Here is an 18,898-nt window from a genome sequence, read left to right on the forward strand (position 1 = left end):
TCAAATTTTAAAACGAAGTACATGGCTTTTGAAGAATTAAAAGAAAATACGGAGGATATTCAAGAACAAATACAAGGATATATTCAGAGCAATGTATCTTATTACAAGTTGTGGGGTTTCAAAGTAGCAATGAAATCGACGACAATGATTCTTAAGTTCACATTGATTTTTCTATGTTTCAGCATGGTTTTATTCTTTTGTTCCATAGCAGGAGCATTGGCAATAGGTAAATATTTAAATAATTATCCGTTGGGATTTTTAATAGTAGGAGGAGTATATCTTTTAACAACGAGCCTTTTATTTTTAATAAAAGATAAAATTGTGGAAGGACCAATATTGGAGAAATTTTCAGAAATATTTTTTAACGATTAAATCATGGAAACAAAAAAATATTCTTCTTACGCTCAAATTGATAGAGAACTTGAAATTTTAAAAATAGAAAAAGAAATCAGTTATCAAAAATTGATTTTTGGAGTAAAGAAAACCAAGGATAGTTTTTCACCTCAAAACATTGTCAGTGACCTGATAGGAACGTACAGTTCTGTTATTCCTTATGGAGCAATCGTTTCTACTGCGGCACCTTTTATACTAAATAAAGCAATTCCATTTATCAAAAATTGGTTTATAAAAAGAAAAAGAGGCGTGTAAGCCTCTTTTTTTATGATTATAAGTGTCTATTCTTCTGTATCGGGAGTTTCCGGAGCTTCTGGTAATTCGACCGTATTTTCCTTTCTAGAATTCCCTCTTTCGCTTCTCTTTTTCATTAATTCACCTACCTGATTAGAAGCACTAAATGAAGCAATCATATTATTAAGCATGTCACTTCCCGCTTGTGGAGAGTTTGGTAATAAGATCAGATTCGAATTTGTGTCAGCACCAATAGCTTGTAACGTATCATAATGTTGTGTTACCACAATCAATGCCGAAGCTTCTTGGGAATTGATACCAACTCTGTTCAAAACATCAACACTTTCTACTAAACCTTTAGCAATTTCTCTTCGTTGGTTTGCGATTCCTTGTCCTTGTAATCGTTTGCTTTCTGCTTCTGCTTCCGCTTTGGCTACAATTCTAATTCTGGAAGCTTCTGCTTCAAATTCAGCTACTGTTTTTTCTCTATCAGCCGCATTTATTCTGTTCATCGCATTTTTTACTTGAATATCCGGATCAATATCCGTTACCAAAGTGTTGATTATGGTATATCCATAAGTCGTCATGGCTTCATTTAATTCTCTTTTTACAGCAATGGCAATGTCGTCTTTTCTTTCAAAAACATCATCAAGTTTTAGCTTTGGAACTTCGGCACGAACGACATCAAATACATAAGAAGTAATTTGATCGTGCGGATATTCCAGTTTATAAAAAGCGTCGTAAACGGTTTCTTTGATAACCATAAATTGAACTGAAACTTTAAGTTTCACAAAAACGTTGTCTTTCGTTTTTGTTTCAATGATAACATCTAATTGTTGGATTTTTAGATTCACACGTCCTGCGATTCTGTCAATTAATGGAATTTTCAAATGCAAACCGGATTGTCTGATACTTAAAAATTTTCCAAATCGCTCTACAACAACAGCCGTTTGCTGTTTGACTGTAAAAAATGAGGAAAATAAAATGAAAAATCCAAATACGAGGAGAATAATTAAAGCAATGTTCATAATGTTTTTATTTTTAGTTAAAAAATATCCCACAATTTACAAAAAAACTTTAGGTTTGTCTTTGTAAATTCCAATTATATGAGAAAAATATCACTTAGTTTAGTTTTTGTTTTCTGCACAATATCAGCCTTTTCTCAATTTAAATATCGAGATTCAAACAGGTTAGGAATCAGTTTTGGAGTCAATCAATTTACCTTGAACACTGATAATTTCGAAACAAAACCTAAATTGGGTTGGAATGCTGGACTTTGTATGCGGGGAAATTTCTATAATAACTGGGATATGGTTTATGCAATTCAGTTTAGCGAAAACAATTTTTCTGTTGCAACGAATAGTTTGACTTCAGCTAAAGAAGATGTCAATTATAAATTGGCTTCTGCCCAAATAGCATTACAAGCAAGTTTCAAAATTATCGAAAATCACTTGAGTATTGAATTTGGACCCATTGTTCAAGTAAACAGAAAATTAAATATGGATAATAATGATGCAAACAATGTTATTTCTGGGACAACCTTGTTGGCCAAAGATATTAGGGAGATTTCAAATTTTAATTTGTGTCCAACTGTAGGAATTACTGCTGGAGTTCGCCATTTCCGGGCTAATGTTTCCTATCAATATGGATTGAACAATATGCTTGCAAATTTGAACAACAAGAATTTAGGTGTAAATTTCAAAGGGAATTCAGGAATTATTAATGCAGATTTGATTCTTTATTTATAAAAAAAGCTCCCAAATCTGGGAGCTTTTTTAGTTTTAAAGAGAAGAAATTGCTTTCTCAATTCTATTAATCGTTTCCTTCTTTCCAATTACTTCAACGATATCAAATAGGTGAGGACCTTTTAATGCGCCAACCAAACTCAAACGAAACGGCTGCATTACTTTTCCCATTCCAATTTCGTTTTTCGTCATCCAGTCTTTTACAATCGTCTCGATATTCATTGAAGTGAAATCTGTGATTTCATCTATAACGGAGATTAATTCTTGCATTAATGCCGGTGTTTCAGCTTTCCAGTTTTTGCGTGCTTTTTCATCATACGCTGTTGGAGCGACAAAGAAGAAATCACTCATTTCCCAAAATTCAGAAACAAAATGCGCGCGTTCTTTGATTAAAGAAACCACTTTTGTAACTACGTTTTCAGAAACGTTGAAACCTTTTTCAATCAAAGAAGGAGCGAAGGTTTTCGCCAAATCTTCATCTTTCTGTTTCACTAAATATTGATGATTGAACCATTTATTTTTTTCCGGATCAAATTTAGCCCCAGCTTTATGCACTCTGTTTAAATCAAATGCAGCAACTAATTCATCAAGTGTATATAATTCTTTTTCTGATCCGTCATTCCATCCCAATAAGGCTAAAAAGTTGATTACAGCTTCCGGGAAAAACCCTTTTTCTCTGTAACCGGACGAAACACCTTCTTCAGTTTTCCAATCTAATGGAAAAACAGGAAATCCCATCTTGTCACCGTCACGCTTGGATAATTTTCCGTTTCCAACAGGTTTCATTATTAAGGGTAAATGTGCAAATTCCGGTGCTTCCCAACCAAATGATCTGTACAATAAAATGTGTAAAGGCATCGATGGCAACCATTCTTCGCCACGAATTACATGCGACGTTTCCATTAAATGATCATCCACAATATTAGCCAAATGATACGTTGGCATTCCGTCACTTTTAAACAATACTTTATCGTCTAAAAGATTCGTTTCAAATTTCACTTCTCCACGTATGATGTCGTGCAAATGCAGCGTTTCATTCACCGGAGTTTTAAAACGGATGACATAATGTTCGCCATCAGCAATCCTTTTAGCAGTTTCGTCTGCAGAAATCACTAATGAAGTGTCCAGTTTTTCTCGGTTATGGTGATTGTATATAAAGGTGTTTCCTTGTTCTTCTTCTAATTTTCTTGCCGCATCCAAAGCATCGGCTGTATCAAAAGCGTAATACGCATTTCCCGAATTGATTAACTGATCCGCATATTGTTGGTACAAATACTTTCTTTCGCTTTGACGGTACGGACCAAATTTCTCGTTTTTACCAATAGTCTCATCGGGCGCAATTCCTAACCATTCCAGTGCTTCCATTATATATTCTTCTGCACCGGGAACAAAACGGTTTTGGTCCGTATCTTCAATTCTTAAGAAGAATACACCATTGTTTTTTTTGGCAAACAAATAATTGAATAGTGCGGTACGAACTCCGCCAATATGTAAAGGTCCAGTTGGACTTGGTGCAAAACGCACACGAACTTGCTTCGACATTTTTGTAAATTTTGGTGCAAAGATAAATTAAATGGATTTGTAGATTGGTAGACTTCCTCTTTTTTTAAATAAATTAAGAAGCACTAAAAGCTACCTCATTTCTATTGGAACTCGTTTATTCATTACGGCAAACCATATTTGCGGGAAAAAAGATAATACCATACATGTGGGATAACCATAAGGCATTTGCGGGGAAACATCATGGTATTCTAATATTTGGTACTTTTTTTGAGATTTAAAGTGATGATCGCTGTGTCGCGTAAGTTCATAAAGAATAATTCTTCCAAGAACGTGATTTGAATTCCAAGAATGTTTCTCTGAAACTCGTTCAAACCTTCCGGAAGCAAGGCGGTTTCTTTTTAATCCATAATGCTCTATATAATTAATAGTTTCCAGTAAAAGAAAGCCAACAATTCCAGCAAACAAAACAAGCAAAAAACCTTTAAAACCAAAAAACAAATAAATTAATAGTAAATAACTAATTTGAATTATCGTAAACCAAAACATATCATTCTTTACAGAAAAGAACGAACGATTATTAACGGTGTTTAGTTTTTTTTGAATCTCCCAAGCTTTTTTATATGTTCCTATGACTGTTTGAAACCAAAAAGCATACAGGTTTTGATTGTATTTGGCAGTTGATGGATCTTCAGGAGTGCTAACATGTAAATGATGCCCGTGATTGTGTTCTATGTAAAAATGGGTATAATGGCTTGGAATTAAAAGAAATTTTCCTAAAATTTTTTCAAAAAAATTCTTTCTATGACCCAGTTCATGGGCGACGTTAATGCCATTAGATCCAAGAATAACTCCAAGACTTAATGTCATCCCAATGATTTCGGTTTTGGAAATTCCAGTTTGGGTAATTTTATACAAACAAAAAAATAATGCGCCATAAACAATGGGAACATTCAAGTAAAGTAAAACGTCAAAAAACTTATTTTTTAATCTACCCGAAACGGTTTCTTGATCATAATTCTTTTGGTCTACTGGCAAAAGTAACTCTAAAATAGGAATTATAACAAAAGCAAAGAATAATGCAGAGAACGACCAAAAATCACTTAAATATATTCCTATCGTACCAACAACAGGAATACTGTATGCCCATAAATATTTCATATCAAAAGATTTCTATAAATTTACTCAATCGTATCTATTTTTCCAACTATATCTGTTTGCTTATTTTTTAACGTTTTCTGATTGAGATAAATTTGTACTTTTATCAGTTATTAATTAGAAGTTAGAAATTTTGGAAACAGGAAATGTTATTTTTCAAAAACTGGAGGCTTTTATCAAAAAGTATTACACTAATGAACTTATTCGGGGATTGTTATTCTTTATCGGTTTGGGATTGTTGTATTTTTTATTTACGCTTTTTGTAGAATATTTTTTTTGGTTCAAGCCGTTGGGAAGAACAATTTTATTTTGGACTTTCATCGGAGTAGAAGTGTATTTGTTGTTCCGTTTTATTTTGTTTCCAATTTTTAAATTATTCAAACTTCAAAAAGGAATCGATTACAACCAGGCTTCGACTATTATAGGAAATCATTTCACGGAAGTGAGCGACAAACTGACTAACTTTTTACAATTATCAAATCCGAATGAACATCTAATTAAGTCGGAATTATTAGCCGCTTCAATTGAACAAAAAGCGAACGCGTTGCAACCAATCCCTTTTGGGAACGCCATAAATTATAACGGAAACAGAAAGTATTTTCCTTTGGCTTTAATTCCACTACTGTTATTTGCTTTTTTTTATTTCTCCGGAAACAGCAATATGATTTCTCAAAGTTTGAATAGAGTCGTGCATTTCAATTCAGCTTTTTTGCCTCCGGCTCCTTTTAAATTCGTGGTTTTAAATTCTAATTTACAAACGGAGCAAGGAAAGGATTTTATACTTCGAATTAAAACCGAAGGAAAAATAGTTCCTGAGAATGCGATGATATTCATTGAAGATGAAAGTTATTTTATGGAATCAGTCAAAGCAGGAGAATTTCAATTTAAAATAGCAAAGCCTTTAGGAAATATTTTGTTCCACGTGGAGGGAAATGCTATTTCTTCACCGGAATATGAATTGAAAGTGGTAATTGTTCCTTCGATTGCTAATTTTGAAATGCAGTTGAACTTTCCTTCCTATGTGAATAAAAAAGCTGAAACAGTCAAAGGAACAGGAAATGCGGTTATTCCGGAAGGAACGGTTGTGACGTGGAAAATGAATACACAAGCGACACAAAATGTAGTGTGGATAGACGGAATTTCAAAAGCTTTTTTTTCGAAAACAGAAAACACCTTTATTTTATCCAAAAATATACTTCAAAACACAGATTATCAAATCTTTACTTCAAATGAGAAGGTAAAAAACTACGAAAAACTTAATTATCAGATTACCATTATCAAAGATCAATTCCCAACTATTAATGTGAACAACGCACCAGACAGTTTGAAGGTTGCCAAGAATTATGTTGTAGGTCAAATTTCCGATGATTACGGTTTGTCCAAACTTCAGATTGTTTATTACGAAAGAGAGAAGCCTCAAACTGCTAAACGTGGAACAATTGCTATTAAGAAAAGTGCATTTGATCAATTCGTTTTTTCGTTTCCCAGCAATCTTGCGGTGGAGCAAGGTGTGTCTTATGATTATTATTTTGAAGTTTTTGATAACGATGCCATCCATAATTTCAAAAGCACGAAGTCTGTAGTTTTTTCTAATCGGGTAGCGACAAATGTAGAAAAGGAAGATCAAATTTTGCAGCAGCAAAATGACAATATCAATAGTTTAGAGAAGTCTTTGAAAAATCAGGATAAGCAAATTTCTGAAATGGAGAAATTGCAAAAAACCGGAAAAGAGAAAGAAAATCTGGATTTCAAAGATCAGCAAAAAGTAAATGATTTTGTCAAGCGGCAAATGAAACAGGATGAGATGATAAAAGAATTCACTAAAAAAATGAACGATAATTTGGAGCAATTCAAAACCGATGAAAAGGATGAATTAAAAGAAGAGCTTCAAAAACGAATGGACAAAGCAGAAAAAGAATTGGATAAAAACCAAAAGCTTTTAGATGAGTTGAAAGAACTCAACGATAAAATTCAAAATGAAGAACTGTTGTCTAAGTTGGATAAATTTAAACAAAACAGTAAAAACCAAACTAAGAATTTAGAACAGTTGGTCGAATTGACGAAAAGGTTTTATGTAGAAAAGAAAGCAGAACAATTAGGAGACAAACTGGAAAAGCTTTCTGAAAAACAAGATAAATTATCCAATGATGAAAAGGAAAATAAACTGGATAAACAGGAAGATATTAATGCTGATTTTGACAAAATTCAGGAAGATTTAAATGATTTAGAAAAAGAAAATAGGGAGTTAAAATCACCTTTGGATTTACCAAAAGACGATGCTAAAGAAAAAGGTATTGATGAAGATTTAAAGAAAGCTTCTGAAGAATTGAGTAAAGACAAGAAAGATAAGGCTAAGCCAAATCAAAAAAGTGCTTCCAAAAAGATGAAAGAGATGGCGCAAAAAATGGCACAAACTTTGGAGGAAGGCGAGATGGAACAGTTACAAGAAGATGTAGCCATGTTGCGTCAAATTCTAGATAATTTATTGGCATTCTCTTTGTCACAGGAAGAATTAATGAATCAGTTCAGAAAGCACAAATCAGGTTCTCCGGCTTTTAATAGAAACATAAAAATTCAACAGGATTTAAAGCAACAGTTCAAACATGTTGACGATAGTTTATTTGCGATGTCATTGCGCAATCCTAAAATTGCTGAGGATATCACTAAAGAAATTGGCAATGTAATTTACAACGTTGATAAATCGTTGTCCAGTTTAACCGATGCTCAAGTGCCGAAAGGTTTGTCGCATCAACAGTACACCATTTCTGCAGCTAACAAATTAGCAGATTTTCTAAGTGATATGCTTAACAATATGCAAATGCAAATGTCCGGAATGGGTTCTGGTAAACCGAAACTTGGTCAAGGACAAGGAATGCAACTGCCGGACATTATTAAAAAACAAGAAGGTCTTGGTGAAAAAGTGAAAGACGGAATCAAGAAAGGAGAGCAACCCGGTGCAGGTCAAAAAGGACAAAACGGCAAACAGGGGAAACCAGGCCAATCAGGTCAAGAAGGTCAAAGTAGCGAAGGTGATGCGCAAGCTGTAATGGAAATTTATAAAGAGCAAAAGCAATTGCGGGAAGCATTGCAAAACGAATTGAATAAACAAGGATTGGGTGGTAACGGACAAAGCGCTTTGGAACAAATGAAGCAAATTGAAAAGCAATTATTAAATAAAGGTTTTAAGAACGAAACGCTTCAAAAGATATTGAATGTGAAACAGGAATTGTTGAAATTGAATTCCGCGATTCAACAGCAAGGCGAAGAAAACAAACGCCAATCTGAAACCAATAAAAAAGAGTTTAATAATCAATCTAATGCGCTGCCAGCTGCTTTATTAGATTATTTGAATAGCATAGAAATATTAAATAGACAATCCTTACCTTTGCGCTCGAATTTTAATCAAAAGGTTCAAGAATATTTTAATAAAAAATGATCAATTTTAATTACGAAACCGACTTTAATTTAGATAACGAAGAAGCGGTTGCAACCTGGTTGGGAAATGTTATTACATCGGAGAACAAGAAAGAAGGAGAGATAAATTATATCTTTTGTGACGATGAGTATTTGCACAAAATCAATGTGGAGTATCTGGATCACGATACGCTGACGGATATCATCAGCTTTGATTACTCTATGGGTAATGAGTTGCACGGTGACATTTTTGTTTCTGTCGAAAGAGTGAAAGACAATGCCGCTGATTTCAATGTCTCTTTTGAGGAAGAATTAAAGCGCGTTTTAGTTCACGGAATTTTACACTACTGTGGCTACAAAGATAAAGGAGAAGCGGAGGAGCTTTTAATGAGAAGTAAAGAAGATCAAAAAATCGTTATGTTTCACGTGGAACAATAGTGGTGTTTTAAACTTCAAGTCAAATATGTTTCACGTGGAACATTTTGTTTTGGTTTAAAAAGATACGGTTGCAATGTTTCACGTGGAACAAAAATAGAATTCAAAATTACAATCCTTAATTTTAGGATTAAATTATAAAAGAAGATGTTTCTAGATGAATATGATGTGATAGTTGTGGGTGCGGGCCATGCCGGTTCTGAGGCTGCTGCCGCCGCCGCAAATTTGGGATCTAAAACCTTATTGGTAACAATGAGCTTGCAGAATATTGCCCAGATGTCTTGCAACCCAGCGATGGGTGGAATTGCCAAAGGACAAATTGTGCGTGAGATTGATGCGCTTGGAGGATACTCTGGAATTGTGTCAGACAGAACCGCAATTCAGTTCAAGATGTTGAACAAGTCCAAAGGTCCAGCAATGTGGTCTCCACGCGTTCAAAGTGACCGTATGCGTTTTGCTGAGGAATGGAGAATGATGTTGGAAGGAACTCCAAATCTTGATTTTTATCAAGAAATGGTAAAAGGTTTAATTATTGAAAACGGAAAAATAAAAGGAATTCGAACTTCGCTTGGAGTAGAGATTCGCTCTAAATCGGTTGTGTTGACCAATGGAACTTTCCTGAACGGTTTGATTCATATTGGCGAAAAGCAATTTGGTGGTGGAAGAGCGGGCGAGAGTGCCGCGTATGGAATTACTGAAGATTTAGTTGCTGCAGGTTTTCAATCCGGACGAATGAAGACAGGAACGCCTCCAAGAGTAGATGGACGATCTTTAGATTATTCGAAAATGAATGAAGAAAAAGGAGATGCTAAACCGGATAAGTTTTCATATTCGGATGTGACTTCACCGTTGACTCATCAAAAATCGTGTCATATGACGTATACGTCTCTTGAGGTTCACGATATTTTAAGAGAAGGTTTTGATCGTTCGCCAATGTTTAACGGAAGAATTAAAAGTCTTGGACCAAGATATTGTCCGTCAATCGAAGATAAAATAAATCGTTTTGCTGATAAAGAAAGGCATCAGCTGTTTGTGGAGCCGGAAGGATGGAATACCTGTGAGGTGTATGTAAATGGTTTTTCTACATCGCTTCCTGAGGATATTCAATTCAAGGCATTGAGTTCTGTGGCTGGATTTGAGAAAGTGAAATTCTTTCGTCCGGGCTATGCAATCGAATATGATTATTTCCCTCCCACGCAATTAAAACATACTTTGGAAACCAAGTTAGTTGAAGGATTGTATTTCGCTGGTCAAATAAATGGAACTACCGGATATGAAGAGGCTGCTTCTCAAGGATTGATGGCCGGAATAAATGCGCATTTAAAGGTACACGAAAAAGCGCCGTTAATTTTAAAAAGAGATGAAGCATACATCGGAGTTTTAATTGATGATTTAATTACAAAAGGAACAGAAGAACCATACAGGATGTTTACGTCTCGTGCAGAATACAGAACGCTTTTGCGTCAGGATAATGCCGATTTCAGATTAACTCCTATGTCGCATGAAATAGGTTTGGCTTCGGAAGCGCGTTTGCGTAGAATGGAACACAAGTTAAATGAATCTGAAAAAATGGTTGCTTTCTTCAAAGAAACAAGCGTTTCGGTTGCTGAAGCAAATCCTATTTTAGAATCAAAAGATACGGCACTGATTACACAAGGAGATAAAATGTTCAAAGTATTTTCGCGTCCGCAAATTGATTTGGAAGACATCATGAAATTTGAAAAAGTCGCAGCTTATATTGCGAAAAATGATTTGGACCAAGAGATTTTAGAACAAGCCGAAATCCAAGTGAAGTATTCTGGTTACATCGAAAAGGAAAGAAATAATGCAGATAAACTGCTTCGATTGGAAGATGTAAAGATCCCTGAAAATTTTGACTATGAGAAAATCAAATCAATGTCAATTGAGGCAAAACAAAAATTGAGCAAGATTCGTCCGGTTACCATTTCTCAAGCATCAAGAATTAGTGGTGTTTCGCCAAGTGATGTTTCCGTGCTGTTGATCTATATGGGGCGATAGGTTTTTTGCTTGCAGATTTAACATTAAAGATTTTTGATTCAGATCTGTAGTCGTAAATCAAAAATCGTTAATCTTAAATCAACTGTTCCACGTGAAACAAAATTAAATTTGCATTATATACAAAGGGATTCTGGTGCAAATGGCAACAGGAAACTGAAAAACAACAATATGAACATTACAAACCAACAGCCTTTTTTAACTGTTAAAGATTATTCTGTTTCTCAGGAGATTTTCGACTTATATCATGACGAGAAATTTGATATGCTGACTACATCTCCGCAACCCAGTTTCGAAAACTTAGGAAAGTATTACGAAAGCGTGGATTATATTTCGCACACGGATAGCAAAAGATCGCTGTTTGAAAAAGCATATCATTTTGTAAAAACGATTGCGCTGAAAAACAAATTGAATTTAATTAATTCGCTGCAAACGGATAAAGGAAGCATTTTAGATATTGGTGCCGGAACAGGAGATTTTTTATCAGTTGCCAGAGAAAACGGTTGGCACACGATAGGAGTAGAGCCAAGCGAAAAAGCTAAAACGATTGCTAAAAAGAAAGGAGTATCATTTGTTGGAGAAACCAGCGAATTGGAAAATCATTCTTTCGATGTGATTTCGATGTGGCACGTTTTGGAACACGTTCCAAATTTGGAAAACCAAATCAAAGAATTGAAAAGATTATTAAAACAAAATGGAACTCTAATTATCGCTGTTCCAAATTTCAAATCTTTCGATGCAAAACATTACGGAAAGTTTTGGGCTGCTTATGATGTACCGATTCATTTTTGGCATTTTTCTAAAACAGCTATAAAAATGCTTTTTGAAAAAGAAGAAATGAAATTGATAAAAGTGCTTCCTATGAAATTTGATTCTTTTTACGTGAGCTTACTTTCGGAAAAATACAAAACAGGCAAAATGAATTATATAAAAGCCTTTTTTGTCGGATTGCAATCAAATTGGAAAGCGAAAAAAAATTTCGAGTATTCTTCACACATTTACATTCTAAAAAACAACTAAAATCATTTTAAGTGCATTTAAGCTTGTTTATTTAGTGTAGTCGAGAGTACAATCAAATTCTTAAAATAATTCGTTTATTTAAAAGATATACAAGTCATTTTTAATAGTTATAAATTATAAATTTATAAAACATAATAACAAAATCTTATATCATAAAAAAGTAGCATTTTGTAAACTTTTTGTCAATACTATCTATTTTTTTATATTTTTGTCACCAATACACAAAACTAGAAATTCATCAAAATGAAATCAAAGATTCACGAATACCAAAAAAGAAATATTAAAGATATGAGTAAAAAAGCATTAGTAATTATCGCATTATCAATTTCAATTGTTGCTTGTAACAAACCAGCAGAAGCAGTTAAGGAAGTAAAAACAGCTTACGTAGACACTTCGGAGTTAATGAAAGAATATACAGAGGCAAAAGACCTTGAAGCAAAATATAAAACAAAAGCAGAAGAAAAAGGTAGACAGTTAGATGCTGAAATTGCAAGATTCAAACAAGAGGCAGCTGGTTTTCAAGCTCAAGCGCAAGCAAACGGCCAGGCATGGGCACAACAAAAAGGTGCTGAATTGCAAAAAAAGGAGCAACAATTGAGCTATTCACAACAAGCATTGTCTCAAGAATTGCAACAAGAAAGCGGAAAAGAAATGGACTCTTTAGTAAGCGGAGTGAAAAAATTCATCAAAACGTACGGTAAAGAAAAAGGATATGCGTACATCTACGGTACAGGTGACGCGGCTTCGATTTTATATGCTGAAGACAAATTTGATATCACAAAAGAAATCATCAAAGCCTTGAACGATAAATACAAAGCTCCTGGTAAAACGGAAGAAACAGCAGCAGCTAAAAAATAATTTTTTTATATTAATTCAAAAATTGCCTTCGTCTACAATTAGATTGAAGGCATTTTTTTTTGAGCTATTTCCCGCTATTTGCTATAATCTCTCGTTTAGAAAGTGTTTTTTCTTACCCGTAAAAGGAGCTTCCGCTGGTCGCTCTTTTCCAGCTAGAAAAAATCACTTTCTAAATTTCGAGGATTTCTGCTGCTATCAGGGCTAAAAAGTAGTTGTTTTACAATTCTAAAATCTTTGATAAGAATCGAAATAGTGTTTCTAATTTTCAATACTTTAGCATTATATATATACGCCACATGCAAACCATTTCAGAAGCCGCCGCTTACACGTTACGATTCATCAATCAAACCCATCGATCTGTATTTCTTACCGGGAAAGCAGGAACGGGAAAAACCACTCTTTTACGGGAAATTATCCAAACCACACACAAGAACACTGTTGTTGTGGCTCCAACAGGAATTGCCGCATTAAATGCGGGCGGTGTAACGATACATTCCATGTTTCAATTACCCTTTGGAGGATTTATTCCGGATAATTCATCACCTCAATTTTCTGAAAACACTAAATTTGAAACCAAAGCGACCTTGCGCAGGCATTTCAAAATGAGCGGTTTGAAGAAATCAGTAATCCGTAATATGGAATTGTTGATCATAGATGAAGTGAGTATGCTTCGTGCGGATTTACTGGATGCGATGGATTATATGATGCAAACCGTGCGCAAAAAGAGCACTGCTTTTGGTGGCGTTCAAGTCTTATATATTGGCGATTTATTGCAGTTGCCACCTGTAATTCGGGACGAAGAATGGCGTACGCTAAAAACGTATTACAAAGGAAAATTCTTTTTCCATTCGCATGTGGTTCAGCAAAATCCGCCATTATACATTGAATTATCCAAGATTTTTCGCCAGACCGACGACACGTTTATTTCCGTTTTAAATAATTTGCGCAACAATGAGATTTCGCAGCAAGACATTCAAACCTTGAACCAATATGTAAAACCGGATTTTGATCTAAAAGCAAATAAAGGATACATCACATTAACCACCCACAACAACAAAGCCGATTCTATGAATGCGCAGGCTTTGGCAGATTTAGAAGGAAAGTTAGTGGTTTACAAACCGGAGATAACCGGAGATTTTCCGGAGAAGATATTTCCCGTAGAACAACAACTTCAGTTGAAAATGGGCGCGCAAATCATGTTTGTAAAAAATGATTTGTCTTTTGATAAAAATTATTTCAATGGAAAAATGGGAATTATCAAATCGCTTTCGAGTCAGGAAATCCTGGTTCATTTTCCGGAAGAAAACAAAACCATAGAAGTCGAAAAATACGAATGGCAAAACATTCGGTACAAAGTTGATCAAACCACTAAAGAAATTGAAGAAGAGGTTTTGGGAACTTTTGTGCATTATCCCATCAAATTAGCGTGGGCGATTACGGTTCATAAAAGCCAAGGATTAACGTTTGATAAAGCGGCGCTCGATGTTTCGCAAGTTTTTCTTCCGGGTCAGGCTTATGTTGCATTATCGCGTTTGCGCTCGTTAGAAGGGCTTATTTTGCTTTCGCCGTTGCGCATGAATGGCATTTCAAACGATCAGGATGTGATGGATTATTCACTTAACAAAGCTTCGGATTCGTTTTTAGAGAATGCCTTGCATTTTGAAACCAAAAATTTCATCCATAACTATCTGATAAACACTTTCGATTGGAATGATTTAGCTCAGGAATGGCGCAATCATAAATACAGTTACAACGAAAAATCAGAGATTTCAGAGAAATCCAAACATGCCGTTTGGGCCAAAAAGCAAACGGAAGTCATCGAACAGCTTTTGGATCCATCCAAAAAATTCATTTCGCAATTGAATAAACTTTTTGGTCAGGAAACCGTCGATTTGAATCATGTTTCTGAACGTATTCAAGCTGCTTTCGATTATTTCTTAAAACCAATGGATGATCTGGTTTTTGAAATCCTTTGGAAAATTGAAGAAGTAAAACGAATCAAGAAAGTAAAAGCGTTTTACGATGAGTTAATTATTCTGGAAGAATTGCAAACTAAAGCCGTTCTAAGATTAATGAAGGCCAAGTTATTGATTGAAACCGTTGTTGCAGGAGAAACCATTTCGAAAGAAAAATTGACGTCCTCAGAAATAAAAAAATACATCATCCGAAAAACGGAAGCTATACAAAATCAGTTCAAAAAATTAAATATCACGCTAATTGAAGACGATAGGGACGTGGAACGTTATACTTCGAAAAAATCAAAAACAGCAACACCCAAGAAATCTACTGTTCAGGAAACCTATGAATTGTGGGTCGAAAAGAAATCAATTGAAGATATTGCGACAATCAGAGTACTTACCAAACAAACAATTTACTCCCACTTTGTAAAACTGATACAAACTAAAGCGGTTTCTATTTCGGAAGTTTTACCGGAGGACAAAATGCAAGATTTAGCAACTGCTTTTGCCGGTTACAAAGAAGAATCACTGAATACCTTGATGGAAAAACACGGTCATAAATTTTCGTGGGAAGAAGCTAGGATGTACAAAGCGAGTTTGAACTAAATACAACAAAGTGCTAAAGCTAGAAAACCCTATTCGGTGAGAATAGGGTTTTGGTTTTTATAGTGATTGAATCAATATCCAAGCCTCTGGATTGTGCTTTACATTGATTTTTTTTTTCGCTTTTTCGGCTTCAGTAAATGTAGCGTAACTGCCATATAAAACCGGGAAAAAACCGTTTTTGTTAGGAGCGATTCGTTTGGCATCATATCCTAAACGAGTTAGAATTCGCAACGTTTTATTGGCGTTTTTCTCTTCTCGGTACACTCCGGCCATAATGTGATACGGCATTTTCATTTCCTTGTCGGATTTTAAAGAAAGTGTCACGGCAGGAACTGGGCTTTCGATGAAGAAAGTGGCTTGCTGAATTTTATTTTGAACTTGTTTTTGAACGGCAGTTTCAACAAGAATCGTTTCTGAGGCGATTTGGTTTTGATACATTGGATAACCAACACTTCCAGCAATTCCTAATCCTAATACAAAAATAGCGGCGTATTTTAGATACGGGTTTGGTGTTTTTGTTTCTTCAGAAACCATTGTGATGGTCGCTTTTTCTTCAATTGCTTCTACTTCTTTTTCAAAGATTTCTCTTTTTACGAGTGGTGAAACAAAAGGAGCCAACCCAAAAGAACTGGTTAAATAATTCGTTTGATCGTAGGGAGTGAAAAAGATGTTTTTATCAGCGTTTAAGCGAAGATCACCTACATTTTTTATAGAAAAAAGTTGGTTTTCTTCCAATGCTTTTTTCCAATTAAAAACTTCATATTGAATTGCGCTTACGGCATAATCATAAGAAGTTTTCTCAGCTAAAGCGATATGACTGGCTAATAAACCATCATTGTTCTTCAAATTGGCATTGAAAGCAATCATTTTTTTTGGAGGAGAAAACGAATTCAAGCTTTCGTTTAGTTTAGCCGATTGAATTTCGGTCAAAAAAGCTCCGAAACCCGGAACGGTAACACATTGATAACGGTATAAAAGTTGTGCGATGTATAGTTCGATTTTCATACTTACAAAGTTATACAACGAAAATAGTTATCAAAATTTTATTCACAATTTTTATTAACAATCCGCTTAAAAATTTATACATTTCACTTTCAAATAATTAGCATGAAATAGCCATGTTTAATCGTTATACAAACATAAATAAAGATTTTTTTAAACTGGCGTATTCCATATTCCAATAAAAAACAAGTATTATCTACATATGAAAGAGCAGGATTTATTTTATTTATTGGCATTACAAAGAATTGAAGGCGTGGGCGACATAATGGCAAAAAAACTGCTGGCTCATTTTGGAACTGCAGAAGCGGTTTTCAGTACAAAGGCATCGCAACTCGCTGCTATTGATGGAGTAGGATCTGTTTTGCTGAAAAATTTAAAGGATAAATCTGTTTTCGAAAAAGCAACTCAGGAACTAAAGTTTATAAAAGCAAATGAAATCAACGCAGTTTATTTTCTGGACGAAGAGTATCCGGAACGGTTGAAACATTGTATTGACGGACCACTTTTATTATTCACATCTGGAAATATCAATTTAAAAAACAGAAGAATAATCAGTATTGTAGGAACGCGACAAATCACCTCGTACGGAACGGAATTTTGCAGAAAACTAATAGAAGATCTGGCTCCGCTTGATCCTGTAATCGTAAGCGGATTTGCTTATGGTGTTGATATTGTGGCGCACCAACTGGCAATGGAAAATAATTTACAGACGATAGGAGTAGTGGCGCATGGTTTAAACCAAATTTACCCGAAAACCCATAAAAAATATGTGGCCAAAGTAGAACAGAACGGTGGTTTTATGACCGAGTTTTGGAGTTCGTCGAATCCGGATAAAGAAAATTTTGTTCGAAGAAACAGAATCGTTGCGGGAATCTCCGAAGCTACCATTGTAATTGAGTCAGCGGACAGAGGAGGTTCGTTAATCACGGCAAATATGGCGAATGATTACAACCGTGATGTTTTTGCGGTACCGGGTCGTGTTTCCGATAAGTACAGCCAAGGTTGCAACAACCTGATAAAAACTCAAAAAGCAAATGTCTTGACGAGTGCCGCGGATTTGGTTTATATTTTGAATTGGGATATTCAAAAAGAATTCAAACCCGTACAAAAACAATTGTTTGTAAGCTTAGAGGAAGACGAGCAAAAAGTATACGATTACCTCCAAAAAACTGGAAAAGAACTTATGGATATTATTGCTTTACGCTGTGATTTTCCTATTTATAAAATCTCAGGAATGCTGTTGAATATGGAATTGAAAGGCGTGATTCGGCCTTTGCCAGGGAAATTATTTGAGGCGATATAAATGCGTCAATCGACAATTCTTTGTTGGAGCGGCGCCTTAAAAAAGGGTCAGCTGTTTTAAAGTTTATTTTTGTAGCACCTTTATCGGTAGCACCTGTGTGTATTTTTTTCTAAGAGCAGCATATTTTTTGCCCACCAAACGAGTTGTCCCGCTGTCCGTTACAATCTCTTATGCCGAACCCCGGCACAAGAGGATTTTCACTACCATCGGGGCTAGGAGAGGACGTTTTGTTTTCATCACAAAAAAACTTCCTTTTTACAACACTTTTGTTTTACTAGTGTATAACTGATTTGTTTTAGATTGTTGATTCACAGTGTGGGCACGGATTATTTCGTCAGTTCACTTCGTTCGTGTGCAGATATGCTACCGGGATTGTTTTCCTGCAAGGTCTTTTTTTTGACCTTGTAGGTATTTGAAGTCAAGAAACACACCTACAAGGTTTTGAAAACCTTGCAGGAATTAATAAACCACCTAAAATGCTGATATCGCGGAATTACAATCCGTGCCCGCTCCAATAGGCAACTCAAACAAATCTACAATACTTCATTTAAAACAACTTGAAAGTTTCAAAAAATGAATCTACTTTGATTCAAGAAAAGCTATAACTTTTAAAAGAATGTAGCTCGTTGAATTATTTTGTTTGCTCAACTTTGTGGACAAGGAATGCAATTCCGCGCTATCGTGTATAAAGACTTTATCTGCGCGATCGGGGTCGATCGGGTCGTTGACTTGTTTTGTTTGCTCAACTTTGTGGGCACGGAATGCAATTCCGCGCTATCGTAATTGCTTCAATTAATTTTTTAGAGGTATACTTCTTAAAATCACGTATCACATTTTGCATCTTCCCATCAAATGCAGTAACTATTAAATGAATATGACTTGTCATATAGACATAGGCATGTACACTCAATCCTTTTTTTTGATACAATAATTCAAAGATTCATCTAAGATATTGTAATAAACGGGACGGACAAATAAATCAAACCAATCAACAACGGTAATGGTAATAAAAGTGGGCACTGTACTATCTATAACTTTGTATTTCTCAGACATTCTTTTTAGTCAAAAGTATTGATTTTAAAAGAAAAGCAATAAGCAAAACAGGAATTTACTTGCTTGAATTTACTTCTGTTTTAGTTAGCCGCGTTGCAAACGCTACGACTTTTTTTATAAGGTAAGTAGGCACTCGTTGCAAACGAGCGCCAGTGGGAGATTCATCTAAGATATTGCAATAAACGGGACGTATAAATAAATTA

General features: G+C 35.0%; 14 protein-coding genes. 10 read left to right on the plus strand and 4 right to left on the minus strand.

The genetic code is table 11. The features are described from left to right. Window positions 1–21: 21 nt before the first annotated feature. Together ACP7AT_RS00940 and ACP7AT_RS00945 are read left to right on the plus strand one after the other, a co-directional pair. Window positions 22–372, plus strand: a complete 351-nt coding sequence (locus ACP7AT_RS00940) for a competence protein (RefSeq protein WP_426062494.1) — start codon at window positions 22–24, stop codon at window positions 370–372. A 3-nt stretch (window positions 373–375) separates the two neighbouring features. Further along, window positions 376–648 carry a DUF6327 family protein gene (locus tag ACP7AT_RS00945; RefSeq protein ID WP_426062495.1) on the plus strand — a complete coding sequence of 91 codons (273 nt, stop codon included), beginning with the start codon at window positions 376–378 and terminating at the stop codon, window positions 646–648. A gap of 26 nt (window positions 649–674) precedes the next feature. Here the strand turns inward: ACP7AT_RS00945 and ACP7AT_RS00950 are convergent, their stop codons facing one another. Beyond that, the gene (locus ACP7AT_RS00950) at window positions 675–1,655 is read right to left on the minus strand and encodes an SPFH domain-containing protein (protein WP_426062496.1); all 981 of its coding nucleotides are present in this window, start codon (window positions 1,653–1,655) and stop codon (window positions 675–677) included. Between the two features lie 78 nt (window positions 1,656–1,733). On the opposite strand from ACP7AT_RS00950, the gene ACP7AT_RS00955 reads away from it, so the two are divergent. Beyond that, the gene (locus tag ACP7AT_RS00955) at window positions 1,734–2,375 is read left to right on the plus strand and encodes an outer membrane beta-barrel protein (protein ID WP_426062497.1); all 642 of its coding nucleotides are present in this window, start codon (window positions 1,734–1,736) and stop codon (window positions 2,373–2,375) included. A 33-nt stretch (window positions 2,376–2,408) separates the two neighbouring features. On the opposite strand, the gene gltX is transcribed toward ACP7AT_RS00955, so the two are convergent. Both gltX and ACP7AT_RS00965 read right to left on the minus strand, forming a co-directional pair. Next, window positions 2,409–3,914 (minus strand): glutamate--tRNA ligase, encoded by a 1,506-nt coding sequence (gene gltX / locus ACP7AT_RS00960; protein WP_426062498.1) that lies wholly within the window; start codon window positions 3,912–3,914, stop codon window positions 2,409–2,411. Window positions 3,915–4,004: 90 nt separating this feature from the next. After that, the gene (locus ACP7AT_RS00965; protein ID WP_426062499.1) at window positions 4,005–5,033 is read right to left on the minus strand and encodes an alkane 1-monooxygenase; all 1,029 of its coding nucleotides are present in this window, start codon (window positions 5,031–5,033) and stop codon (window positions 4,005–4,007) included. 130 nt (window positions 5,034–5,163) lie between these two features. Here ACP7AT_RS00965 and ACP7AT_RS00970 point away from each other — a divergent pair, with 130 nt between their 5' ends. From ACP7AT_RS00970 to ACP7AT_RS00995, 6 genes are all read left to right on the plus strand, one after another. Then, window positions 5,164–8,466 (plus strand): hypothetical protein, encoded by a 3,303-nt coding sequence (locus tag ACP7AT_RS00970; protein ID WP_426062500.1) that lies wholly within the window; start codon window positions 5,164–5,166, stop codon window positions 8,464–8,466. Beyond that, entirely contained in the window at window positions 8,463–8,882 is a 420-nt protein-coding gene (gene ybeY, locus ACP7AT_RS00975) for an rRNA maturation RNase YbeY (protein ID WP_426062501.1), read from the plus strand. The genes ACP7AT_RS00970 and ybeY overlap by 4 nt, the downstream gene beginning before the upstream one ends. Window positions 8,883–9,026: 144 nt before the next feature. Then, on the plus strand, window positions 9,027–10,898 hold the full coding sequence (gene mnmG, locus ACP7AT_RS00980) for a tRNA uridine-5-carboxymethylaminomethyl(34) synthesis enzyme MnmG (protein ID WP_426062502.1): 1,872 nt from the start codon (window positions 9,027–9,029) through the stop codon (window positions 10,896–10,898). Between the two features lie 168 nt (window positions 10,899–11,066). Continuing rightward, window positions 11,067–11,915, plus strand: a complete 849-nt coding sequence (locus ACP7AT_RS00985) for a class I SAM-dependent methyltransferase (RefSeq protein WP_426062503.1) — start codon at window positions 11,067–11,069, stop codon at window positions 11,913–11,915. Window positions 11,916–12,158: 243 nt separating this feature from the next. Continuing rightward, window positions 12,159–12,773 (plus strand): OmpH family outer membrane protein, encoded by a 615-nt coding sequence (locus ACP7AT_RS00990; protein ID WP_426062504.1) that lies wholly within the window; start codon window positions 12,159–12,161, stop codon window positions 12,771–12,773. 296 nt (window positions 12,774–13,069) lie between these two features. Further along, a complete protein-coding gene (locus ACP7AT_RS00995) occupies window positions 13,070–15,337 on the plus strand; it encodes a helix-turn-helix domain-containing protein (protein WP_426062505.1) in 2,268 nt (755 codons plus the stop codon). 57 nt (window positions 15,338–15,394) lie between these two features. Here the strand turns inward: ACP7AT_RS00995 and ACP7AT_RS01000 are convergent, their stop codons facing one another. Beyond that, window positions 15,395–16,342: an SPOR domain-containing protein gene (locus tag ACP7AT_RS01000; RefSeq protein ID WP_426062506.1), complete on the minus strand. Its 948-nt coding sequence runs from the start codon at window positions 16,340–16,342 to the stop codon at window positions 15,395–15,397. A gap of 199 nt (window positions 16,343–16,541) precedes the next feature. Between ACP7AT_RS01000 and dprA the strand changes: the two genes are divergently transcribed. Beyond that, on the plus strand, window positions 16,542–17,642 hold the full coding sequence (dprA, locus tag ACP7AT_RS01005; protein WP_426062507.1) for a DNA-processing protein DprA: 1,101 nt from the start codon (window positions 16,542–16,544) through the stop codon (window positions 17,640–17,642). The last annotated feature ends 1,256 nt before the right edge of the window (window positions 17,643–18,898 follow it).

The organism is Flavobacterium sp. DSP2-3-1, from assembly GCF_049896865.1.
Lineage (GTDB): Bacteria > Bacteroidota > Bacteroidia > Flavobacteriales > Flavobacteriaceae > Flavobacterium.